Below are 22,436 nucleotides of genomic sequence, written 5' to 3' on the forward strand. Positions count from 1 at the left end.
AAGAGCGGCGGCGCAGACGCTGTCACAGCCTGGCAAACATAATCGGCTCTCTTCGGCCTACACACTGATCGGCCCTGCTGGAGCCTCGGTCGGTACCGAGCTGGTGCCGGCAACAGTGATACCGCTGCCGAGTGCGATGCACTCCCGCCCAGGTGTCCTTTACCCGGTCTGGTTTTTGTCACCCGCAAGACAGGCGGTCGATTCGATGACCCCACTGCACATTTCCCTGGTCACCGTCGTGATTACGTTCGCAGCCGTAGTCGTGTGGCCCACGTCCCTGCTCCATCGACCGCTTACTTTCTTGCCATCTTCGCCGCCGCCTCGCCGAGACGAAAGTCCTCGACGCGATAACAAATCGTCGATTCCCGCAGCGCGGGCGAATGCCCACACCGCCCCCGAAACCTCCCTCTCAATCGACCAGGCGCACACGGTGATGCAGCAGCACATAAATTGTCGGACTCGTCGCTGTGCCCGCAAAGCGGCCGCATTTGCCCTCCTCGTCGACGCCGGCCACATCACGCCCGACCGCGCATACTTCCGATCCCGATCGTGACGTCGAGCCGACGCCCGTCACCAGCCGTGAGCGGATAACAATTCCTCGAATCTGCGACGACACCGTGCGCGAAATACGCCCCGCCGCGTGCGCGGAAAGTAGCGTGTTGTCAGCGATCCAACCGTCCGCATACATATCTGCCGTCGGAGTCCCTGGGAATGTCCACACCGAACGCTTCAACTTCTTCTGAAGGGGTCGCCGTGCGTCACGCCTACACCACTCACGCTGCCATCGGGATCGCGCTGATCCTCATCGCCGCCTCCGCATGGTTCGGCGTCATCACGAGCTGAACGTTCAGCGCAACCATCCCTTCCGTTTGATATAGACCAACGGAATCACCGCCGCCACCAGGGTCATCACCGTGGTGGCCAGGAGGCCGTGCTGCCATTCCAGTTCCGGCATCCAGGTAAAATTCATGCCGTAGAACGTCGCGATCAGCGTCGGCGGCAGAAAGACGGCGGTAATGATCGTGAACACCTTGACGATCTGATTCTGCTTCACATCCAGCCAGGTCATCACCGACTGTTGCAGATAGCGCACCTTGTCGTGCTCGAAACCCGCGTGTTGCTTTACACCGTCCATATCGGCGATCAGGATGGCGATCAAGCCGTCGAGGTCGCCGCCGCGCGTGTCGGCCATCAGGTGGCGGGCAGCGCGGGCCAGTTGCAGTTGAGTCTCCTGGACGCGGGAGACGATCTGCTCGGCCGCGTTCATCCGGGACATAGTGCCGCGCATGTCCGCAACGCCGATCTCGCGGCCGCGGCGGTCGTAGCCGTTGGTGGCCATTTCGATGTCGTCGTTCATCGCTTCAAGTGCGTCGCTTGCGTAGTGGATCACCCGCTCCGATTCCTCGTTCAGCGCCCATAGCAGCGCGTACATCACGCCATGCGGGGAGCCGGTAAGCGCCGGATTGCGGCGCATCTTGGCGACGGCCTTATCGAACAGGGTGAAGGGACCGTCCGGTTGCAACGTCACCAGGAAGTCGCTGCCCAGGGCGAACATGATCGTGTCGCGTTCAATGGTGTCGCCACGTTTGTGGTTGACGACGACCGGCAAGTAGATGAAATCGTCCGTCTCCCATACTCGATTCCTCGCCGTCGCGAAATCGACACCGAGCCGCTCCCGCAGCACCGCCGCGGTGTCGGAGTCGGTGGCGGAGAGTGGAATCCAGTGCTGCTGTAGAACGTCGGTGTCGAATCGGTCGGTGAGTACGGCCGCGGCGGTCGTTGTCATCGGCTACTGCCCGTAGGAGGAGTGTGCGGGTGAGACCGACGACGACCCGACCGGCTGTTGCACATGCACATAGTGCATCGTCAGCAGGGCCGCACTGATCAGCAGATAGAGGCCGATCGTGAACCAGATCGCCTGGCGCTCCAGATTCGGTGCGCGATGTGGTGATTCGACCTTGTTGAACAGGGTGGCCATGGTAGGGCTCCAATACTTGCCGTCGTCTTGATGTGGCTGCGCGGCATCGAGCCGCGCCCGGGTATCGGCCGACCACAGCGAGATTCGCCAGGCCGTACCGAACGCAAGAGACCGGGCGCCCGGAAGGTCCGAAGCACCGGTCTGTCGGGTCGAGAGGTTTTGCTGGATGTGTGTCGCTGCCGACGACTCGTCGGCAGCGGACGACGCGCACAGGTCAACGACGAGCGGGCACAACCTGTTTCGCGAGAGCAACCCGGCTGTAGACGTCGATACTGTCATCCGGCATCTGCCGCTCACCCCGCTTCGTGTGGTTGATCCCGGCGCACGAATTGCGCCACCATTCATTAGAAACCCGAACTTGCGTGTCCGTCAATCAGTTGCGCAAGTGTTCACCAACGCGACAGAATCCCCGGCCGCACAATGCGAGTGTCGTACCGCTGGGTCTGATTTCGGCGTTCTCGGAGTATCAGTGGATCCTGTCCGTCAGCCGGCTATCTCGCTGACTTTGTTGTGCGGATGCAGCGTGCGGAACTTGCTGCCGTGGAACACAAGTGGGTCGACCTCGCCGGGGGCGGCGAGGCGGTTGATGCGGAGCAGAACTACGGCGTGGTCGCCCGCGGGCACCTGGACCTCGACGACGCCTTCGATCCAGGCGGAGGCGCCGTCGACGAAGATCGCGTCGGTGGCGCCACGGTAGAGGTCGACATTGTGGAAGCGATTGCCGTTGCGGGTGCTCAGTGCTCGGGCCGCGTCTTCTTGATGGGTGCCGAGCAGGCTCAGGCCGAGGTAGGTCGCGCGGCTCAGCTTCGGCCAGGTCGCCGAACTGTTCTGCACGCAGAACGAAACCAGGGGCGGGTCGAGCGAGACGGGGACGAAGGTGCTCACTGCCAGGCCGTGCCGGACGCCATCGATCTCGGCGCATACCGCGACCACGCCGCTGGGGAAGCTGGCGAAGGCGCGGCGTAGGCCCGCGCCGTCGGCGGGAAACTCGAAGAGGTCATGCATGATTCGCTGTCCTTGTGCCTAGTGCCTGCGCGACGGCACGCCACCGATCGGCGTAGCGCTCGATCACACCGTCTTCCTGGAATGTGCGGTCCGAGAGGTAGAGGCCCGGCAGGGCCGCTGTCGCGCCGAGTTCGACGAGTACCGGCTTCAGCAGCAGATCCGGCGCCAGCGCATGGACGGGACCTGCGCCCAGCATGACCGGGACAGCGACGACATCGACTAGTCCGGTGCCGCCGTCGAATTGTTCGAGGAACAGCTTCAGCAAGCCGGTGTAGGTGGCCTTGAAGGTGGGGCTGGCGAACACGACCAGCTCCGAGGCCGCGACGGCCTGGACCGCCGCGGCGACCGCGGGGTCGCCCCACGACAGCAGGCCCGCACCGAAGGAGACGAGGTCGATCACCGCGGGCTCGGTGTCCGGGCGCAGCCTCTTCGCGACGAGGGTGGCCGCGGTCAGGGTTCGAGAGGCGGGTTTGGGATTTCCGACGACGACCGTCACTGTCACTTTCGTATCCTTGTCTCGCTCTGGCGCTTTCGGCTGATGGTTGGGGTCAGATCACCCCGTGCAGCGGTGGTGGCGTGTCGTGCCGCAATGCTCGGCCGATGTGCTGGTACTTGCACCGAACCGGGTCGTGCAGCGTGCGGGTGCGCGCATTGCGCCAGCAGTGGTGCAGATTCAGATCCGTTGCGACGCTGCGTGTTCCACCCACCTCGAACAGCGCGGCCGACACTTCGTTGGCGGTTGGGTCGGACAGCACCTTGGCCGTGGCGACCGCGAGCGACGCGTGCGCCACCACTTCGGGTGCATCGCCCCCCGGCACACCGTCGGTCGCGGCATCGATAGCGGTACCCCCCGCGACGAGCGTCGCCTCCGCCACCGCGACCGCTACCGACAAAGGTCATAGCTGCTGCTCCAATGTTGTCGGGGAACCCGTCGATCGGAGGCCGGGCACGGCCGAGCACCCGGCGCTCCTTCTACTCCAGCACCGTTATCCGGTCGGCACGAGGGTTTGAATCTGTGCGATCGGATCGGTGTCCCGGCGGATCGGTCCGGCGGTGGCGAGGGTGTTCGAGAAGGTCGGCCTGCACAGACTTCGCAATATCGCGATCCCGAGAATCAATGGGTGAACCGGAATTCCGAATTCGATGCAATGGTTACGGTTCGTCAGGGTCGACGGAGATGGCCTTTGCCATTTGCACCAACGCTCCATGCAGCGCTGTCGCCACCCCTCCTGCCCTGTCTCCGCGCAACACGACCTCGGTGAACCCTTCGACCAACGCCGTGCCGGGGTCGAGCAAGCCGTGACCGAAACTTCCTCCACCACGCAAACTCTCGGTGATCAGTGTCCGCTGCGCTTCTTGGTGCGCACGGAAATTGCCGGCGGTATCGAGTGCTCGACCGAATTCGCGAACGATCGTCACGTACACCGGCCGCTCGTCGTAGTCGTGCCGACCGGCGCGTGTCCGGGTTGCCGAGGCCACCGCCCCGGCCGCACGGATCGGGTTCGCGACGGCGGCCCTGTCGAGGACGATCCAGTTCGCTGGGGGCCCCTGTTGCTCCCCCTCAGAAACTTGCTCCCGCACCAGGCGTGACGGCCTACCGTCACGTGTTTCGGTGATCTCGATGCCACGCAGTGGAATCGGATATTTCGCGAGCATGTCGTCCACAGCAACCGCGATTTCGCGAATGGTGGGTTCAGAGATGCCGGCCGTGTCGAACCCGATGATCTCCAGATCGTGTTTAGCCGCCATCTCGTGGGCGATTCGCATCGCGTCATCGGTCCCGGCGCTGGTCGGTCGTCGCGATATCACGGAATCGTGGTGACGAGATCTGGCCCGCCAACGACGCCGTCGCGCGGGCACAACGGTCGCGCCGGTGCTCGGTTTAGGGGGCGCAGACTCGTCAGTGGCCCCAGTACTCGGTAGGTCGAGCGCATGCCGGACTCCGGCATCAGGGCTCGGCAGGCGCGGCGCAGGCACGCCGGACCCACCGCCAGTCGGCACACCAAGCCCAGACACCGCTCCAGCATCGACACTCGGTACGACAGACACAGCACCAGCACTCACCACACCCGACACAGGCACGCCGGACCCACCACCAGTCGGCACACCAAGCCCAGACACCGCTCCAGCATCGACACTCGGTACGACAGACACAGCACCAGCACTCACCACACCCGACACAGGCACCCCGGACCCACCACCAGTCGGCACACCAAGCGCAGACACGGCGGCGCCCCTGGCGCTCGGCGTGCGTGGCGCGGACGGTCGAGAGGATGCAACGGACGCGGGTCGGCAGGATGAGCTCGCAGGTGCAACCGGTGGCCTGCGTGACCAGGGCGTGGGGCCCGGCTTGCGGACGACGGGGTTGCCCGCCGACGGACCATTGACTTTCGAGACCACCGCACTCGTGTCGGTGACGGGCGGCAGTGCCGCGTCATGGGCACCCGGGACCGGCGAGTCCGGGAGGTGATCGCGCCGGCCACTGTCCATGAGCGCTTCGGCGCTCGCAATGGCAGCCTTCAGTTCACCGACGGTTCGAGACGCTGCCGAGATGAGGTGCTCCAGCGTCGACACCATCGCGCGAAGTTCGCTCGAGTCGATCGGCAACAACTGACTCACCGATGTCTCCTGCTGGTCGTTCCGGCGGTCGGGTCGTGCCGAGTGGTCGGGGTGCACCAGCCTTCCGATCTCACGTTGGCGCGTCAGCCGATTGTCGCGCAACCGAAGCCTGCTGAACTCTGTCCGGTACCTCCGATGTTGGGAAGGCTCGACAATATGAGGTCAGTGGCGAAACGGGTTCGGTCGAAGCAGAATTGCCCGTGGGAACGTCCTAGGATTCACCCATGTCGTTCGCCGTTCCCAACCTCTCCGACGACCGGTCCGAGCAGTACCGCCAGCTCGTCGAGCAGGCCGAAGCGCTGGTCACCGGTGAGCCCGACCGCATCGCCAATGCGGCCAACCTGTCGTCGCTGGTATTCCACGCGCTACCCGATCTGAATTGGGTCGGCTTCTATTTCTATGACGGGCGAGAACTCGTCGTCGGGCCGTTCCAAGGCAAACCGGCATGCGTCCGAATTGCACTCGCTAAAGGCGTGTGCGGAACCGCCGCCGATACGCGCGAAACCCAACTCGTGCCCGACGTGCATGCCTTTCCCGGGCATATCGCGTGCGACGGTGACACCCGATCGGAAATCGTCGTGCCGCTCGTTCGCGATGGCGAACTCATCGGAGTCTTCGATCTCGACAGCCCGCGTCCGGCCCGCTTCGATGCGATCGATCAATACGGACTGGAAGCCGTCGCGCGCGTCTTTCTGGCCGCCATCTAGACCGAGCGCACCGGCCTTGTACCGGGTGTACCGGTGCCATATCGCGTCGGAAACCGCGGTCAATCAGTTGCGCAAGTATTCGCATCGTGCGACGCTACCCACACGGTGGAGGCGGAAGTGACCGAGCACGGCGAATCGCCGGGTCCCATCCCGGCAGATCGACTACACGACGCGGCAGCAGTTTTCGGCATGCTCGCCGCTACCGCCCGCCTTCAGATCCTGTGGCTGCTCAGCCAGGACGAGCGCGACGTCGGAACCCTGGCCGCCGAAATCGGGCAAACCGTCCCCGCGGTAAGTCAACACCTAGCGAAGCTCAAGCTGGCAGGTCTGGTTCACGCCCGAAAAGCGGGCCGCCACAATGTGTACGCCATCGCCCACCCGGACATCGCCGACATCGTCCGTCTCGCCTTCCGCCATCACCTCCGCGGCACTGCGATGCCGGGGACGATCGAGCCCTGAGCTGCCGCGGCGGTGGCAACCGGCTACTTGGGCTGCAACAGGTTGTAGACGGTGGCGTTGCCTACCGAGGTCGGCGTGAAGGTAGCCCCGACCCATTCCGCGATGTCAGCATGCCCGCTGCTCGGTAATCCGCCCCGGCCCGATCCCGGCTGCCAGCCCGACGTCTGCCCCTCGCCCAACACTGCCTCTTGGTTCGATGCGGAGCCCTGGTCCATCGTTCGCCCTGCACCGAGTACAGACCCTTGGCCCTGCGCCGGATCTCGTCCGGCTGCCGGCCGCTGATCCGGTGCCGGTTGCTGCCCTGGCTCGGTTCGGGAGTTCCGAGGCGGCATCACGATGTAGTAGGTGACCTCGCCCTTCTTCACATAGTCCTGGAACTCGCCGAGCGTCGGAGTGGGGTCGTTCTTGAAGCCGCCGATGGCCATTACCGCAGTGTCGCTGGATAATTCGATCGCGGCCGCGGGCGAGGAGTGATCGATAGCGGCAGACCATCGCGTTGTGGTGGCTCGCAGCATTGCATCCAATTGTGGCCTCGCCGCATCTGCACCCGGGTAGCCGCTGGAACCCCTTCGTCCCGGCTCGGCAGGGCCGACGACGGGGCTGCCACCGGTGTGCGCCTGCCCCAACGTTGCCGCCGCGTATGCCGACGTGCCGCCGAGCCCTGCAAGGACACCGAGGGCGATCAGCACAGTCGAGAAGCGGCGCAGCCCAGACCACGAGGTGGCGACAACGCCTACGGCGGCAACAATCGTGACGGCGAGAATCGCCCATCGCAGCAACGGCAACCAATCCGAATTGCGCTGTAGCAGTAGGAAACCCCAGCCACCACTCGCGAGAATCAGTGCCGCGGAGCCGTACCGGCCGAGGGTGCGATCGCGCAGCCGCCACATTTCGGGCACACCGAGCCCGAACAGTCCGGCGATCGCGGGCGCTATCGCGAGGGTGTAGTAGGCGTGCATGCCACCGTTCATGTAGCTGAAGACGATGCCGTCCACTACCAACCAAACGCCGAAGACGACCGCGCCCGCTCGGACGAGATCGGTGCGCGGACGACGACCACGGGCCAGCAACACCAATACGCAGGCGAGCAGCGCCGCGGGGATGAGCCAGCTGATCTCGAATCCGATTTCACCGGTGAACAGTCGGGCGCCGCCAGCGTGCGAGCCGACGCCACCGAATCCGGAGCCCCCGCGCCCGGGATAGGCCTCCTGCGGCTGGACACCAGCAGGCATACCCGCTCGCCCGGCTCCGCCATCGCGGCCCTGGATGCGCTGCAACCCGTTGTAGCCGAATACCAGGTCCATGAAGGTGTCATCCGTGGAACCAGCCATGTAGGGGCGAGAATTCTTGGGCCACAACATCGTCAACGCGACATACCACCCGGACGACGCAACGAGCGTGGCGGCAGCACCGAGCAGGTGCAGTATTCGCTTGCCGAGAGTGGTCGGCGCGGCGAGCAGATAGGCAATCCCCAACGCGGGCAGCACCATCAGGCCCTCGAGCATCTTCGCGAGGAAGGCGAAGCCGAGCGCGACCCCGGCCAGGGCGAGCCACCCGGCGCCTGCCCGTGGCAGAGCCCGAATCGTGCAGTAGGCGCCCGCTGTCATCAGCAGCACCATGACGGCGTCCGGATTGTTGAACCGAAACATCATGGCGGCCACCGGCATCAACGCAAACGCCGCTCCCGCGAGCAGTCCGGCTCCGCGCCCGCTCACCCGAGCGACCGCGCCGTACACCAGCGCCACCGCGGCCACCGCCATCAATGCCTGCGGCACCAACATGCTTGCGCTGGAGAATCCGAACAGCTGCCCGGACAACCCCATCACCCACTGCGACACCGGCGGTTTGTCAACGGTGATGAAGTTGCCACGGTCCAACGACCCGAACAGCAGCGCCTTCCAATTCTCGGCCCCGGCCTGCGCCGACGCCGCATAGAACCCATTCCCCATGCCGTTGACGGTGATGTTCCATAGGTACACGACGCTGGTCCCCACCAGCAGCGTCGCCAACCCGAGGCATTCCCATGCCCGATCGGACAACCCGGAGTGCCTGCGGTCCCCCGGCGACGATCTCAGCTCCGCTGTCTCCACGAAACTCGCACCATCGGCATTGATCGACGTCTCAGCGGCATTGGTCACAGCGGAATTCTCGGTACCCCAGGATCACGTCCGCTGTGTACCGGCTGGCAGTTTCCTGTGAGTGTCACCGCCGCCACCTCGGTGACGCCTGCCGCACCAGCGACAGGTAACGCCCGGAGTTCCGTTCGGAACTCCGGGTCGTCTCCTGCGCTGTCTGTCGCTACATGGCTAGACCGGCTGCACTACCTCGACTTTTCGAGCGGTGATCTGGATCCCCGGCTCGCCCGCGATGCGTTCGACCGTCGCACCTGCGACCGGCAGATCCTCGACGAGCTGCCGTCCGTCCTCCAGATCGAGGCCGTAACCAGCGATGTAGGTGCGGAAGAACGGCAGGCAGGCGCGCGCCATCGGACGCGGCAGCCGCCACCGATCGACGAACCCTTGGGCATCCTCGAAGGTGCAGCCACGGTCGGCCTCGATGATCAGCAGCAGACCGCCCGGACGCAGCACCCGGATCATTTCCGACAGGCCCTTGCGCTGATCCGGCCAATGCTTGATCGACCCGGAACTGAGGACGGCGTCGAAGCTGTTGTCCGCGAAGGGCAGATCCATCGCCGAACCCTGCCGGAACTGGATGCGACCGCCGAGCGGCGCCCCGCGCTTCTGGGCGCGCCGGACCTGCTGCGGCGACAGATCGATGCCGCTGAGCTGCAAGTGCTTGCCGGCAGTAGCCAGGCCGACCGCGAGTTGTCCACCGCCGCAACCGACATCGAGGACCTGTGCCTTGTCCTTCAATTCGGCGGCGACGTCGTCGAATAGTGTCGGAGTCATATCACGGACCGCGTCGGAGATGAAGTTATCGTAGAACCAGGAGTCGATCGGGTTGTAGCGCTTGGTCTTATCCAACAGAACGGTCATGGTTTTCTCCTAAACGCGGGTAGCGAACTTGATCTTCTTGGCAAGGGTGGGGAGTTCCTGCTGCGCGATGATCGCTTCCTGGACCCGCTCCCGGCTGGAGCGCACGATTTCCATCGCCTCCTTCACCGCGACATCGATATCCATCACAGTGGGAATGTCCAGTACCTTCATGATCGATTCCAGCCGCTGCTCCGGGGTGCCGCGCACGGTCACCACGGGCTGGCCGAGCTCACTGATCGCATGCAGCAGCTTCTGATCGGAGAGGGCGCGGTAGCGCTCGTCGACCGGGCGATGGCCGTCCGGATCCATCGGCACCTCCACCGGGAGGTGGAAGAAGATGTCGTAGTTCTGCCTGGCGCGCTGTCTTGCCATGTCCCCGTAGGCATTCAGATAGCGGCGATAAAACGGTCGACCGGGCAGGGTGATGGTGTTCTTCAGCACCTTGTGCCACCGCGCCGAACCGGGATTGGGGCCGGTGATCAGCCGGGTGGTGCCATAGATCCACTCGTTGAGCACGGAGCCGTCGGCGATGAATCCGCCCTCGGCATCCAGGATGGCCTCGGCCTGGATCCGCAGTTCCAGGCGTCGGAAGCCGAGCGCCATGAGTTCGGTGGTGCTCAAATCCTGGAACCGCATACCTGGATACAGTTCTGTGACCACCTCACGTGCCGACGAGGCGTCGACCCGGGGAATACCGGTCAGCAGGGACAGCGCGGTCGAAGTGGTGGTCTTCCCGGTGGAATAGGTTCCGGAGATCACGATGCGTCGATAATTGATTCCCGACATGAGATGCCTTTCTCGGAGAACAGGTTCCGCGAACTACGCGGGAAGTCGGTGGGCCAGGTCGTATCGGATCTCACAACCCGCGAAATCCGCTTCCCAGGTGGATATTCGCCAATCGCCGCCGCCGAAGGTGAGAATCATCGACCGCACCATCTGTGTCGATGCCGAGCCGGGCTCGTAAGGCGGCGGCGCAGCCGCGGCCCGGGCGGTCATCCGTCGCATCCACAGCGTTTCGCTGTCCTTGCGGGCTATATTGTCCAGCTCGTAGAGCAAGACTTGGGACAGCTGCGCCAGGATCACCGTCGCGTCGACCAGCGTGACCGACGGCTGATAGGCATCGGCGACGCCGCGCCCGCCACCTGGCGAATCCTGCTCCACCAGTTCGAATTCGGCGCCGGCCCAACTTTCCTCATTGGCTATCACGACATTGCGCAGGTATTGACCGCGCTGATAGACCGCGCCGTGAAAATATCCGTGTCCTTCCTCCAGCACAGTACGTGGCTCCATGGTTCGCAATCGCGGTGTGACCGGTAGCGCGACAGTCGCTTCCAACGCCATGGCGGTACCTAGCTCGCTGTTGACGGTGATCGAGGAGTCCCCGACCGCGGTGACGGTTGCGACGATCCGGAACTGGTCGAGCGATTCGGTCGCCGCGGTACCGCTGCTGAATTGGATGTAGGACAGCCACGACGACCGGATTTCGCCTGCGGTCAGTCCGCAGAACTCCCGCAGAATGACCTCGAGCAGGCGATAGCCGAAGATCGAGCAATCGATGCTGCTCAGATGCGGCTCCAGCACCCGGGAGCTCTTCTGCGACCAGTCGAGCGGATAGGTCACGCCGGCCGAGGCTGTGAGTCGTGGCCGGCCTGCCGGATCGTGATCCAGCGCGATATCGAAGATGTGGTGGGCAATTCGCTTGTAGCCCTCGCCGAAGAAGCGGCCCTCCCGGTGGCCCAATACGGCGTCGATGGTGTCGAATGCGATCAGTTCGGTGGACATGCCGCGTCCTTTCAGGCCGCGACCGGCTCGTCGCCGGGCGTCTCGAATTGGCTGACAATTTTGGTCCCGAGACCGCGCAGCGACAGGCCCCTGCTGATCTCGAGCGCGGAAATCTTGAGGTCGAGCGCCTTTTCGGTGCGGGCGCCGAATTCCATCGCCATCAACGAGTCCATACCGAGGTCGGTGACCGGCTCGTCGATATTGATGGTGTCGGTCTCCACGCCGAGCACCACCGCGAGTTGGTCGGCGAGCCGCTGCGCGATGAAATCGACCCGCTGCTCGGTCGGCAAGGTGAGGATCTCGGCACGCAGCGTGCCGCCCGATGCGCCGCCGACGCCGATCTCGGCGAGCAGTTGGCGGAACCGGTGGGTGTCGGTGGAAGGCCGGGCGCCGCGTGACCACACCTCCCAATCGATATCGGCCACCGCGGCCTGCGCGGTGTCGAGTGACAGACATTCACGCAGCAACGTGGTCGCCCTGTCCATGTCGATGGGGAGGAAGCCGAGCATCTTGACGTACTCGACCAAGGCCTCGGTGGTGTCGGCCATACCGCCGCCACTCATGAAGCCCCAGTTCACCGACAGCGCGGCCGCGCCTCGGCCGCGCCGGTTGGCCGCAAGCGCGTCGAGCGCGGCATTGGCTGCGGCGTAACCGATCTGCGGAGTGATGCAGCCGAGTGCGCTGATCGAGGAGTACAGCACGAACATGTCGAGCTCGACACCGACCGCATCGGTGGCCAGGTCGAGATTCTCGGCACCGCGCACCTTGGCGAACAGGTCGTCGACGGACTCGCGCGTGATCTGCGGAATGGGCAGATTGTTGACCACCCCGGCGGCGTGGAAGATGCCGCGCAACGGCCCGGCCGCGCCGTCGATCCTGGCAATGAGACCGACTGTGGCGTCATAGTCGGAAATGTCGAGGCGCTCCTCGATCACTTCGACCCCTGCTTCGGTGAATTCGGCGATCTGGGCGCGGGCCTGCGGGCTGGCTGCACCGCTGCGCCCTGCGAGCACCAGCCTGCGTGCCCCCTCCCGAACCAGCCAGCGGGCCGTGGCGAGACCGAAGCCGCCGAATCCTCCCGTTACGAGATAGCTTGCGGCAGCGTCGATCCGCGGATATTCCAGCTTCGGCCGCACCAGCGGTTGATCCTCGCGGAAGTCCACGACCACCCTGCCGACCTGATCGGCCCTCGCTACCGACTCGAACGCCGCGACGAGTTCGGCCAGCGGATAGGCGGTATAGGGCAGGTATTGGTAGGTGCCGTCGCGCAGGGCCTGCTGGGTGATCCGCATCGGCCTGCGCAGAATCTCCGGATCGTGCGCGAGCGCCCGATCCATGTCGACAGCGATGAAGGTGAGGTTGCGGTCGAACGGCCCGAGATCGATGACGCCGCCGGTGTAGATATCGGCTTTGCCGATGTCGATGATCCGGCCGAATTCCGCTGCGACACGGAAGTTCTGCTGCAGGATCTCCCCCGGCGCCGAACTGTAGACCACGTCCACGCCACGCCCGCCGGTCAGTTGCGCGATGTCGTCGACGAAATCGGCCGACCGCGAGTTCAGCACCTCGTGCGCACCCACCGACCGCACGTGCTCGCGTCGTTCCGGCGTGCCCGCCGTCGCGATCACCCGAGCGCCGATATTCAACGCGACCTGGACCGCTGCCATGCCCATGCCGCCCGCAGCGCCATGGATCAGCACGGTCTCACCCGGTTGCAGCTTGGCCAGCGTGCGCAGACCGAATTCGGCTGTCAGGAAAGGTAATCCAGAACCGCAGGTCAACGGGTTGTAGTATTCGCCTGGCGCGAGCGGATGCGGCAGCGTCGCGCCCGCGTCGGCGGGCATCGTGACGTACTTGCGCAGGATGTCGCCCGCGCACACCATCATCCGGTCGCCGACGGCGATATCGGTGACGTCCGGCCCGATCCGTTCGACCAGACCGGAGCCCTCCATACCCACTGTCATTCCGAAATAGGTGTCGCCGAGCTCCTTTTCGGTGAGAACGCCGATGATTTTCATGGCGTCCTTGTAGTTCAGTCCGACGGCATCCATCCGGATCTCGAGCTCGCCGGGTCCGGGCGCGACCCGGTCGGTTTCGCGCAACGCCAGATCCGACATCAGCCGGGACCTGGGGATCTCCACCTCGAAGGATTGCTCGGGCTTCGACAGCGGTCCCGTCTGCTCGCGCTGCTCGAGGTAGGACGCGAGGTTCTGCTCGAGCCGCACGGCCCAGTGCGCGTCACCGCGCACCGCGATCTCATCGACGATGTCCTCCGCCAGAATCAGATCCGCGGCAGGCTGCCCTGCGGTTCCGTCCAGATCGATCAGTCGCCACCGCGCCACTGGCTGCTCGTTGAGCAGTGCCCGGCGCGCGCCGATCAACGCGCCGTGGCGGATTCGGGCCGAGGAGTCTGCGGGCGTGCACAGTGCCTGTTCGGTGACCAGAACTCCGCGAATCTGTACCGCCTCGTCGTCGATGCGCAGATCCTCGACGGCGTTCGCGATTCGGGCCAGCCAGTAAACGTTCTGAGCGGCAGCGAATTCGGTGTCGAAGACAACGACCACCCGGATCCGTGGTCCGGCGATTGCCCCGTCGGTGCGCAGCGCGAGTCGCAGCCGTTCGTCGGTGCCGTCGCCGGCAGGGTCGGTGATCACAACGGTCCGATCGGACCGATCCCCCAGCAGCGCGACCGCGCGATCGGCGGCGTCGGGGCCGACACAGACGGTGACGACGACCTCATCGGATTCGGGCTGTTCGACGGGTAGCTGCGGCTCGATTGTCTCCCAGATCGGTTGGTAGAAAACCCGTTCCAATTGATGTGAAATATCGACCGCCGCGCTGACCGGACGGAACTCGACTCCCGTCATCCGCATCGCGACCTCGCCGTGCTCGCCGACGATCACGATATCGGCGCGCAGCGGATCGCTGCCCTGCCTGGTCACCACCACCCTTGCGCGCTCGGGCAGCTCGCCGAGCCACCGCACGCCCGCGATCGAGGCAGGCACGATGGCGACATCGGAATCCGCCGCCGGACCGGCAGCCAGTGCGGCAACGCACTGCAATGCCGCATCGACAATGGCCGGGTGGGCAAGATGCCGGTGGGCGACCTCGATGGGCGCCAGTGACGCGACGACAGCGTCTCTACCGACGACGGCCGACACGATGCGCTGGAAGGCGGGCCCGTAGTCGAGCCCGCGAGAAGCCAGAGCGCGGTAGAGATCCGGACCCGCGATGACCGTGGCGTCCGCCGGTGCGCCGATGTTCTCGAGCGCCGGCTCGAAATCGGCCTCGATCAGTCGGCCGTGGGCGTTCAATGTCCAGTTCGCGGCATCGGCCGAACGCGAGCGGATCATGAAGCGGCGCGTCGATTCCTCGACGGTCACCCGCAGCACCGGCACATCGTGCTCGTCGATCACCAGCGGCGCGACGAATTCCACCGACTCCAGTCCTGCACTCGTGCGGCCGGTGCGCTCGATCGCGGCGCTGAGCGCGGCATCCAGATAGGCGGCGCCCGGCAACACGACGTAACCATCCACGACATGGTCGGCCAGCCAGGGCAGACGCGAAACCGAAAGCTGCACTTCCCATTCCGAGGACACCGCCGAGGTTGGGTCACCGAGCAGCGCGCGACTGTCCGGTGTGCCGAGCCGATCGAGCAACGTGACCGGCTCGTCGTGCCAGATGCGCTTGCGCTGCCACGGATAGGCGGGCAGATCGACGTGCCCGACCACCGAGGCGGGCCGGCCCGGGATCGACGAACCGTCCAGCGAGCCCGCGACATACAGATCGGCCACCGCGCGCAGCACATGCTGGCGGTCGCGCCGGTCACGCGCCAGCGTGGTCACCGAGGCGCCGACCACGCCGCGCTGGATCAGCATCTCCCGGATGTTGCCGCTGAGCACCGGGTGCGGCCCGACCTCGAGAAACACCCGATGCCCAGCGTCGACCAACGCACCGATGGCGTCGGCGAACCGAACGGGCTCACGGACATTGCGGCACCAATAATCGCCTGTCCAGGTGTCGCCCGTGATCTCGTCCGCCGTCACGGTGGAATAGGTGGTGACCTTCGCATCCCGCGGTGCGAGCGAGGCCAATTCGGCACGCAGCTCGTCGAGGATCGGGTCCATGAGGTGGCTGTGGTAGGGCACCTCGACCCGCAGGGTGCGCGCGAAGACGCCGGTGGAGGCCAGCATGTCGCGCAGCATCTCCAGGTCCTGGCTGTCGCCTGCGAGGGTGATCGAGCCGGGACTGTTGACCGCGGCTATCGAGATGCCCTCGGTGCGCGCGAGCAGCTCGCGCGCGTCGGCCTCGGACATGCCGACGGCGAGCATGCCGCCGGTGCCCGCCGTCGCGGCCTGCAAACGGGATCGGTGATAGCTGACGGTCACCGCGTCGCGTAGCGACAGTGCACCGGAGATGTATGCGGCGGCGACTTCACCGACGCTGTGACCGACTACCACCGACGGATAGATGCCGTAGTCGGCGAGTTCGGCGGCCAGCGCCGCCTGCAACAGAAAGTTGGCGGGCTGGGCGTACGCGGTCTGCATAATGCGTGAATCGGCCTCGTCGGCGAGCATCTCGTCGAGGATCGACCAGCCCGCCACCGCGACGAACTCACGGTCGATCTCGCGCGCCACCCTCGCGAAAGTGCATTCGGTGGTGAGCAATTCACGGCCCATCCCCCACCACTGCGGACCCATGCCGCTGAATACGAAGACCGGCTCGACCTCCCCGTCGCCGATGATCCGGCTCGGTGCGCGACCCTCGCCGGCGGCAAAAGCGGTCAGCTGGGCGCGCAGATCCTCGGCGTTCTCGTAGGCGAACCCGACGCGCAGTGGGTGATGGGCGCGGCGGGTCCATGCCGCCGCCGTCACCGTCTCGATGGGCTGCTCGGCCAGCGCCGACGCCACCTCGCCCGCGAGCGTCCGCACGGCGGCCTCGCCACGTCCGGAGACCGGCAGCACGCGCAGTACCGGACGCTCGTCCTCGGGTGCGGCTACCGGCTGCGGCGCTTCACCGAGCACGACGTGTGCATTGGTGCCGCCATACCCGAATCCGTTGACTGCGACGATGCCCTTCCCGGGTGCCGCGGGCAACGGCTCGGCAGCCAGCGGCACGCGCAGCTGTAGCTCGCCGAAGGCGATATTCGGGTTCGGCGTATCGAGCGAGCATTGCGGCGCCACGGTGCGGTGGTACAGCGTCAGCGCCGCCTTGATGAGGCTCGCAACGCCGGCTGCCGCCTCGGTGTGCCCGAAATTGTTCTTCACCGAGCCGACCGGCACCGGTTCACTGCGGCCGTCCACCGCGCCGTATACCGCCCCCAGCGCCGTCAACTCGATCGGGTCGCCCACTGCGGTGCCGGTGCCGTGCGCTTCCAGATAGCTCACCTCGTGCCCCGCGATGCCGGCATCCTCGCGGACCTGCCGCGCAAGTTGTTCCTGGGCAATGGGATTCGGCACCGGGATGGCGATGGTGCGACCGTCCTGGTTGACCCCCGTCGCGCGGATGACCGCGTAGATGCGGTCGTTGTCGCGTTGAGCCGCATCCAGCGACTTCAGCAGCACCGCGCCCGCGCCCTCCGCACGGCCGTACCCGTCGGCGGCCGCGTCGAAGGTCTTGCAGCGGCCGTCGACGGCGAGGAAGCGGCCCTTGCACATGGAGATGAACGTCTCCGGTTGCAGCATGGTGTTGGCGCCGCCGGCCAGTGCCATCTCGCATTCACCGTTCGTGATCGCCTGGACCGCCAAGTGTGTGGCGACCAGTGACGACGAGCACGCCGTGTCTACCGTCAGGCTGGGTCCGTGCAGGTCGAGCAGATATGAGATGCGGTTCGACAGCAGGGTGTGCGAGGCGCTCATCGCGGTGTGATTCGTGATGGCTTCTCGCACCAGCGGACCACTGCGGCCGAGCACGTTGTCGAGAATGAATCCGCCGATGTAGACGCCGACGGAATGGCCGGACACCCGCCCGGCCATCCCCGCGTCGTCGAGCGCCTCCCAGGTCACCTCCAGCAGCAGCCGCTGCTGCGGGTCCAGGATGGCGGCCTCCCGATGGGCGATGCCGAAGAAATCGGCATCGAAATCCCATAGCGGTTGGGTGAGGAAGCCGCCGCGCCTGGTATACATTCGGCCTGGCGCGTCCGGGTCCGGGTCATAGTACTTCTCGATACTCCAGCGATCCTCCGGAATATCGACGATGCCGTCACCCTTTGCGAGGAGAAAATTCCAGTAGCTCTCCGGGTCGAATACGCCGCCGGGAAATCGGCAGCCGATACCCACAATTGCAATGTCGACCATTATCACTCCTGGTCTACGGAAATTAGATATGCCGAACCCCACCCACAGCATAAATATCGATCGAGCCTCTTCGCTCGCGATACCCATAATATTCACGGGGTGGATCAGCCGTCAATCTTGTTGCATTAGAAGCGTTTCAGCCTGCGCAAGATCGATACGAGCGACACATTAGACAACATCCCGCTCCGCATTTTCGGATGAATTGCACTCAGGTTCATGAACACGGCATAACGCAGACCGTTGTCGCGCCATTCGGCAAGCTGATCGATCACTTCGTCCGGTGTCCCGGTCAGGCAGAATTCACGCACCAGCGACCGCGGGACTTTTTCGATGTATTCGAGCACGGCCGGTTCGTCCAAGGTCTGCGGAATGAGGTCCTGCAGCCCGGCGAAATCCGCGCCCATCGGATGGGTGTCGCCGTGCCTTGTCCACATCTCGCCAGGGGCACACAGTGTGAGCGCCCGCGCCCCGGCACTGTCGGTCAACTCGTCGACATCGGACTGTCGCGCACCGGTGAGCACGCTGAACACCGCGGCGGCGTCGACTGCCATCGGATCGCGGCCTGCGTCGGATGCCGCGCTGCGAACCTGTTCGAGCCGATGCCGGTAATCCTGCGGCTGTTGCGCGAAGCCAGGGAACCACACGTCGGCGTATCGTCCTGCGGCGCGCAACATTCGGGGGCCGCCCGCGGCGACCCAGATCTCGGGCCGGGTGCCGCGATACGGCGGAATGTCGAAGACGGCGTCCTGCAACGGAAAGTGCGCCGACTCCCGAGTGACCAAGCTGCCGCGCGAATCCCACAGCGCCCGGATGGTCGCCAGCGCTTCCTCGAAGCGCGCCACCGGCGCTTTCCAGTCCACACCGTAGGGCTCGTTGTTGTCGCGGATGCCGGTGCCGATGCCGAGAATTGCCCGGCCCCTGCTCAATTGGTGCAGCGTCGCCGCGGCTTGTGCGGTCACCGCCGGATTGCGTCTGCCCGCATCGGTGACACCGACCCCGAGCCGCATCCGCGCCAGCCGGTTCTGCGCGGCGAGATAGCCGAGCGCGGTCCATGGTTCATAGATCCCGTCGGCGTGCGGTGCAAGCCTGGTGATGCCGACGTACCTCGGGTTCCAGATCGATGCGGGCAGGATAGAGGGCAGATGGTCGGTCACCCACAGCGAGTCCGCTCCGCCTGCCATCGCCAAGGAGCGGCTGCCGCGGAACTGCAGGTCGGGCGAAAACCGGGTGTAGACACCCGAATCCATGACGCCGGTGCGAAATTTCGCCATGTCGTGTCCTGTTCGATCATTTGGCTACTGGCTCGAGATCGACGCTGGTCTCGGAGATTTCGATGCGTTCGTGCAGAGTCGCGAGGTGTCGCGGCGCCCACCAGTTGGCGGCGCCCATCAGCCGCATCAGCGCGGGCGCGAGCACGCCGCGGATCAGGGTGGCGTCCGACAGCACCGCCAGCGTTAGTCCGAGGCCGAACAATTGGATGAACGACACGTGCGAGGTCACCATCCCGGCGAAGGCGATGGCCATCAGGCAGGCGGCGGCGGTGAAGACGCGCGCGGTCCGCGCCACGCCCATGGCCACGGCATGTGTGTTGTCGCCGAACGACAGCCAGTCCTCACGGATGCGCGAGAGCAGGAACACCTCGTAGTCCATCGACACGCCGAAAGCGATGCAGAACATCAGAATCGGCATGGTCGGCACCAGATAGCCGGTCGGAGCGAAACCGAAGAGTCCGGTCAGATGCCCTTCCTGGAAGATCCATACCATCGCGCCGAAGGTCGCCGACAACGACAGTGTGTTGAGCACCAGCGCTTTGACCGGCAGCACGACGCTGCCGGTGAAGAGAAACAGCACCACGAACGTGGACAGCGCGATCAGCGCAATCGCCAGCGGAACCTTCGCTCCGAGGGCATGCAGGGCATCCACGTTCTCCGCCGCGGCGCCGCCGAAGCGGGCCGGACCGGGGGCGGCCACCACTCGAATCCGGTCCAACTGGTCGATGCCCGCAGGTGAATAAGGATCGAGCCGAGTGCCGATCCGGAGATAGGCGCCCGCGTCATTGGCCATATCGGGCAACGCGGAGGCCAGGCGCGTGCCGCCGATGTAGGTACCGGCGGCCGAGACCACCGAGGTGACACCGTCGACACGCGATAGCTGCGCGGCGTAGGCACCGATCGATTCGGTGGGCCCGTGGTAGTCGGGCAGCGCAACGAGCACGCCTGCCATGGCATTGTCGCGGAATTCGGTGCGTAGCGCATCGCCGACCTCGTGGCTGGATGCCCCGGCGATCACCCGGTCGTCGGCAGATCCGAATCGTATCGACAGGAACGGCGCGCCGAGCACCAGCAGCACGGCGATCACGGCCGCTGCGGCAACCACGGGATGACGCATCACCACAGTCACCGCGTGATACCAACGACTCGCGGCCAGATCGACGGCGACCGGCGGCGGGCGACGCAACAGGCGACGCAACGGGATTCGCAGATCGAACAGGTTCACCCGTGGTCCGAGTACCGCCAGCGCAGCGGGCACGAGCAACAACGTCGTGAACACGGCCGCCGCGAGCACGGCCAACCCTGCGTAGGCCAGCGAACGCAGGAAATACAGCGGGAACACCAGCAACGTGGACAGCGACAGCGCCACGACGAGGCCGGAGAACAACACGGTGCGGCCCGCCGTCTGTGCGGTACGCAGCACGGCCGCCGTGGTGTCGCGGCCACCGGCGAGTTCCTCACGGAATCTGCTGACCATGAACAGGCTCGAATCGATCGCGACCGCGAAACCCAGTGCGCTCATCATGTTCAGCGCGAAGATCGACACATCACCGATCTCGGAGAGCAGCCGCAGAATCGGCAGCGCCGCGAAGATGTTGAAGACACCGACGGCGAGCGGAATCATCGACGCGATCACGCTGCCGAACACCAGCATCAGCGCCAATCCGGTCAGCGGCACGGCAATCGCCTCGGTGACCAGCAGATCCTTGATGATCTGGTGGCTCATCTGGTCGAGTGCGACCGCCTGGCCGCCTGCTCGGACCGTGACGCCGTCGGTTTCGCCGGCGAGCTGTTCGGCGATCCTGCCCGCCCGCTTCGGCGCGTCGGTGTCGTCGCCGTTGACGTGGGCAAGTATCAGGCCGCTGCGGTCATCGGTGCTGCGCAACGCCTGCCTCAGGTCGACGGGTAGTTCCCAGTACGACTGCACGGCGTCGATGTCGCCGCGCCCGCGCAGGTCCTTCGACAGTCGTTCGCCGACCGACCGTGCCGCGGGGCTATCGATGCCCTCCAGTGCGCTGACCAAGAGCACGATATTCGGCGCTGCGCCCGGAAAACTGCGATTCAGCAGTGCTGCGACTTGCGTCGACTCGGTGTTCGGCGGCACGAAGCCACCCGATTTCAAGTGCGCAGGCGCAGTCCAGCCGAGTGCAACGCAGACAATTCCGATCAACAAGGCCCCATAGAGAATTGAACGCGGCCGACGTGACGCAAAGTGTGCGACACCAACAAGCATGACGATTACCTCGTTAGATCTCGGGGCGTTCCGGCGAATTGCGCTCGGGTGATTATTCGGCGGCAGCGGATGCGGAATCGATGTAGCTGGCCAGTGCACGCCATTCTTTGGCGTTCTTGCTGGCGAGTTCGGTGATGACCGGCACGGTGTGCGGTGGCACGGCGGCGATCAGGGTGGTCCAGACGTCGCGCTGGATCGAGTGGGTGTGCAGCCAGCGCAGCAGATCCCGGCCCTGTTGGTTCAGCCGCATGGCGGGATCGCGGGTGAGCTGTTGCAGCAGCAGCGAGGCGTCATCAGGTTGTTCGGAACTGCCGACGCCGACCGGACAGTCCATCTCACGCAATCGCTTTCGGATGGCGTGGGCGGTGCTGATCGACACCTCCGCGGCCGCGGCCAAGGCGCGCAACGGCATATCGGGCGAGCCGGCGAGCAACTCGGCCACCCGCCGCCTGCGTTGCGTCCGATCCAGTGGCCTACGGCGTCCGTCTGCGCCGACACGAACGTTCGACTGCGGAATTTCCGCACTCGAACGCTTTCGAATGGCGGCGACCGTCTTCCCCGACAGACCGGTGCTGGCCGCGATCGCCCGGTCCGACAGCTCCGGCATCGAATCAATGATGCGCTCGGCCGCCGCCTTTCGATCCGAGAGCGTCAGCGGCAGCCCGTGCGTCGTGTTCAGCTCGACGCCGCGAAGAAAGGCCTCGGCCTGACTGCCGTCGAAGAATTCGACCTCGATCCTGTCCTGCTGGCGCAATCGCGCAGCCCGCAGCCGGTGCATCCCGTCTATGACACGCATTGTGTTGCGGTGCACCAGAATTGGCGGCATTTCGGACTCGCTCTCAGCGAGCCTGGCGATATGCTTGCGGTCCTCGCCATTGGAACGGGGCGAGTCCGCGGGCAACAACTGATCGATCGAAACCAGGTAGCGCGCGCTGGTCGAGATTGGAACTACATCACCGGCGGTAAAACTTCGCTCAGCGGACATTCGAAACCCCCAGGGGTGTCACCCAGAAACGGCACGGTCATCGATGACCAGACGGTCTCGAAACCGTCTAGGCTCCGACCGATCGGTCACAGCGTATGTGCGCGG

Annotated in this window: 17 protein-coding genes; 2 read left to right on the forward strand and 15 right to left on the reverse strand. The window is 65.3% G+C overall.

All coding sequences use genetic code 11. The annotated features are described in order from the left end of the window. Window positions 1-409 precede the first annotated feature (409 nt). The 7 genes from OHA42_RS28735 to OHA42_RS28765 form a co-directional block, all read right to left on the reverse strand. Window positions 410-688 (reverse strand): hypothetical protein, encoded by a 279-nt coding sequence (locus OHA42_RS28735; protein WP_406230917.1) that lies wholly within the window; start codon window positions 686-688, stop codon window positions 410-412. A 159-nt stretch (window positions 689-847) separates the two neighbouring features. Beyond that, window positions 848-1,684: a CorA family divalent cation transporter gene (locus OHA42_RS28740; protein ID WP_406230918.1), complete on the reverse strand. Its 837-nt coding sequence runs from the start codon at window positions 1,682-1,684 to the stop codon at window positions 848-850. A 105-nt stretch (window positions 1,685-1,789) separates the two neighbouring features. Next, complete coding sequence (locus OHA42_RS28745; protein ID WP_406230919.1) at window positions 1,790-1,978, reverse strand: hypothetical protein; 189 nt, start codon at window positions 1,976-1,978, stop codon at window positions 1,790-1,792. A gap of 483 nt (window positions 1,979-2,461) precedes the next feature. Then, on the reverse strand, window positions 2,462-2,983 hold the full coding sequence (locus tag OHA42_RS28750; protein ID WP_406230920.1) for a flavin reductase family protein: 522 nt from the start codon (window positions 2,981-2,983) through the stop codon (window positions 2,462-2,464). Beyond that, window positions 2,976-3,485 (reverse strand): NADPH-dependent FMN reductase, encoded by a 510-nt coding sequence (locus tag OHA42_RS28755; RefSeq protein ID WP_406230921.1) that lies wholly within the window; start codon window positions 3,483-3,485, stop codon window positions 2,976-2,978. The genes OHA42_RS28750 and OHA42_RS28755 overlap by 8 nt, the downstream gene beginning before the upstream one ends. Before the next feature lie 46 nt (window positions 3,486-3,531). Next, window positions 3,532-3,876, reverse strand: coding sequence for a hypothetical protein (locus tag OHA42_RS28760; protein WP_406230922.1), 345 nt, complete (start codon window positions 3,874-3,876; stop codon window positions 3,532-3,534). Window positions 3,877-4,135: 259 nt separating this feature from the next. Continuing rightward, the gene (locus tag OHA42_RS28765) at window positions 4,136-4,750 is read right to left on the reverse strand and encodes a hypothetical protein (protein ID WP_406230923.1); all 615 of its coding nucleotides are present in this window, start codon (window positions 4,748-4,750) and stop codon (window positions 4,136-4,138) included. A gap of 1,076 nt (window positions 4,751-5,826) precedes the next feature. Between OHA42_RS28765 and OHA42_RS28770 the strand changes: the two genes are divergently transcribed. Together OHA42_RS28770 and OHA42_RS28775 are read left to right on the forward strand one after the other, a co-directional pair. Further along, entirely contained in the window at window positions 5,827-6,309 is a 483-nt protein-coding gene (locus OHA42_RS28770) for a GAF domain-containing protein (protein ID WP_406230924.1), read from the forward strand. Window positions 6,310-6,426: 117 nt separating this feature from the next. Then, window positions 6,427-6,768: an ArsR/SmtB family transcription factor gene (locus tag OHA42_RS28775; protein WP_406230925.1), complete on the forward strand. Its 342-nt coding sequence runs from the start codon at window positions 6,427-6,429 to the stop codon at window positions 6,766-6,768. Window positions 6,769-6,791: 23 nt separating this feature from the next. Here the strand turns inward: OHA42_RS28775 and OHA42_RS28780 are convergent, their stop codons facing one another. From OHA42_RS28780 to OHA42_RS28815, 8 genes are all read right to left on the reverse strand, one after another. Further along, the gene (locus tag OHA42_RS28780; protein ID WP_406239662.1) at window positions 6,792-8,843 is read right to left on the reverse strand and encodes an ArnT family glycosyltransferase; all 2,052 of its coding nucleotides are present in this window, start codon (window positions 8,841-8,843) and stop codon (window positions 6,792-6,794) included. 231 nt (window positions 8,844-9,074) lie between these two features. Continuing rightward, window positions 9,075-9,764, reverse strand: a complete 690-nt coding sequence (locus OHA42_RS28785; protein WP_328402682.1) for a class I SAM-dependent methyltransferase — start codon at window positions 9,762-9,764, stop codon at window positions 9,075-9,077. A 9-nt stretch (window positions 9,765-9,773) separates the two neighbouring features. Continuing rightward, window positions 9,774-10,550, reverse strand: a complete 777-nt coding sequence (locus OHA42_RS28790) for an ATP-binding protein (protein ID WP_328402684.1) — start codon at window positions 10,548-10,550, stop codon at window positions 9,774-9,776. Window positions 10,551-10,583: 33 nt separating this feature from the next. Beyond that, complete coding sequence (locus OHA42_RS28795) at window positions 10,584-11,546, reverse strand: AvrD family protein (protein ID WP_406230926.1); 963 nt, start codon at window positions 11,544-11,546, stop codon at window positions 10,584-10,586. An 11-nt stretch (window positions 11,547-11,557) separates the two neighbouring features. Then, window positions 11,558-17,842, reverse strand: a complete 6,285-nt coding sequence (locus OHA42_RS28800) for an SDR family NAD(P)-dependent oxidoreductase (protein ID WP_406230927.1) — start codon at window positions 17,840-17,842, stop codon at window positions 11,558-11,560. Between the two features lie 125 nt (window positions 17,843-17,967). After that, a complete protein-coding gene (locus OHA42_RS28805; RefSeq protein ID WP_406230928.1) occupies window positions 17,968-19,113 on the reverse strand; it encodes an LLM class flavin-dependent oxidoreductase in 1,146 nt (381 codons plus the stop codon). A gap of 16 nt (window positions 19,114-19,129) precedes the next feature. After that, complete coding sequence (locus OHA42_RS28810; RefSeq protein WP_406230929.1) at window positions 19,130-21,217, reverse strand: MMPL family transporter; 2,088 nt, start codon at window positions 21,215-21,217, stop codon at window positions 19,130-19,132. A gap of 181 nt (window positions 21,218-21,398) precedes the next feature. Then, entirely contained in the window at window positions 21,399-22,331 is a 933-nt protein-coding gene (locus OHA42_RS28815; protein WP_406230930.1) for a ParB N-terminal domain-containing protein, read from the reverse strand. Window positions 22,332-22,436 lie beyond the last annotated feature (105 nt).

The organism is Nocardia sp. NBC_01009, from assembly GCF_045208035.1.
GTDB lineage: Bacteria > Actinomycetota > Actinomycetes > Mycobacteriales > Mycobacteriaceae > Nocardia.

What these genes read in the sequence shown, in the direction of transcription:
- OHA42_RS28800 (WP_406230927.1), bottom strand. Translation starts at nt 17,842, where the DNA reads ATGGTCGACATTGCAATTGTGGGTATCGGCTGCCGATTTCCCGGCGGC.
- OHA42_RS28785 (WP_328402682.1), bottom strand. Translation starts at nt 9,764, where the DNA reads ATGACCGTTCTGTTGGATAAGACCAAGCGCTACAACCCGATCGACTCC.
- OHA42_RS28790 (WP_328402684.1), bottom strand. Translation starts at nt 10,550, where the DNA reads ATGTCGGGAATCAATTATCGACGCATCGTGATCTCCGGAACCTATTCC.
- OHA42_RS28750 (WP_406230920.1), bottom strand. Translation starts at nt 2,983, where the DNA reads ATGCATGACCTCTTCGAGTTTCCCGCCGACGGCGCGGGCCTACGCCGC.
- OHA42_RS28815 (WP_406230930.1), bottom strand. Translation starts at nt 22,331, where the DNA reads ATGTCCGCTGAGCGAAGTTTTACCGCCGGTGATGTAGTTCCAATCTCG.
- OHA42_RS28795 (WP_406230926.1), bottom strand. Translation starts at nt 11,546, where the DNA reads ATGTCCACCGAACTGATCGCATTCGACACCATCGACGCCGTATTGGGC.
- OHA42_RS28745 (WP_406230919.1), bottom strand. Translation starts at nt 1,978, where the DNA reads ATGGCCACCCTGTTCAACAAGGTCGAATCACCACATCGCGCACCGAAT.
- OHA42_RS28805 (WP_406230928.1), bottom strand. Translation starts at nt 19,113, where the DNA reads ATGGCGAAATTTCGCACCGGCGTCATGGATTCGGGTGTCTACACCCGG.
- OHA42_RS28770 (WP_406230924.1), top strand. Translation starts at nt 5,827, where the DNA reads ATGTCGTTCGCCGTTCCCAACCTCTCCGACGACCGGTCCGAGCAGTAC.
- OHA42_RS28765 (WP_406230923.1), bottom strand. Translation starts at nt 4,750, where the DNA reads ATGCGAATCGCCCACGAGATGGCGGCTAAACACGATCTGGAGATCATC.
- OHA42_RS28735 (WP_406230917.1), bottom strand. Translation starts at nt 688, where the DNA reads ATGTATGCGGACGGTTGGATCGCTGACAACACGCTACTTTCCGCGCAC.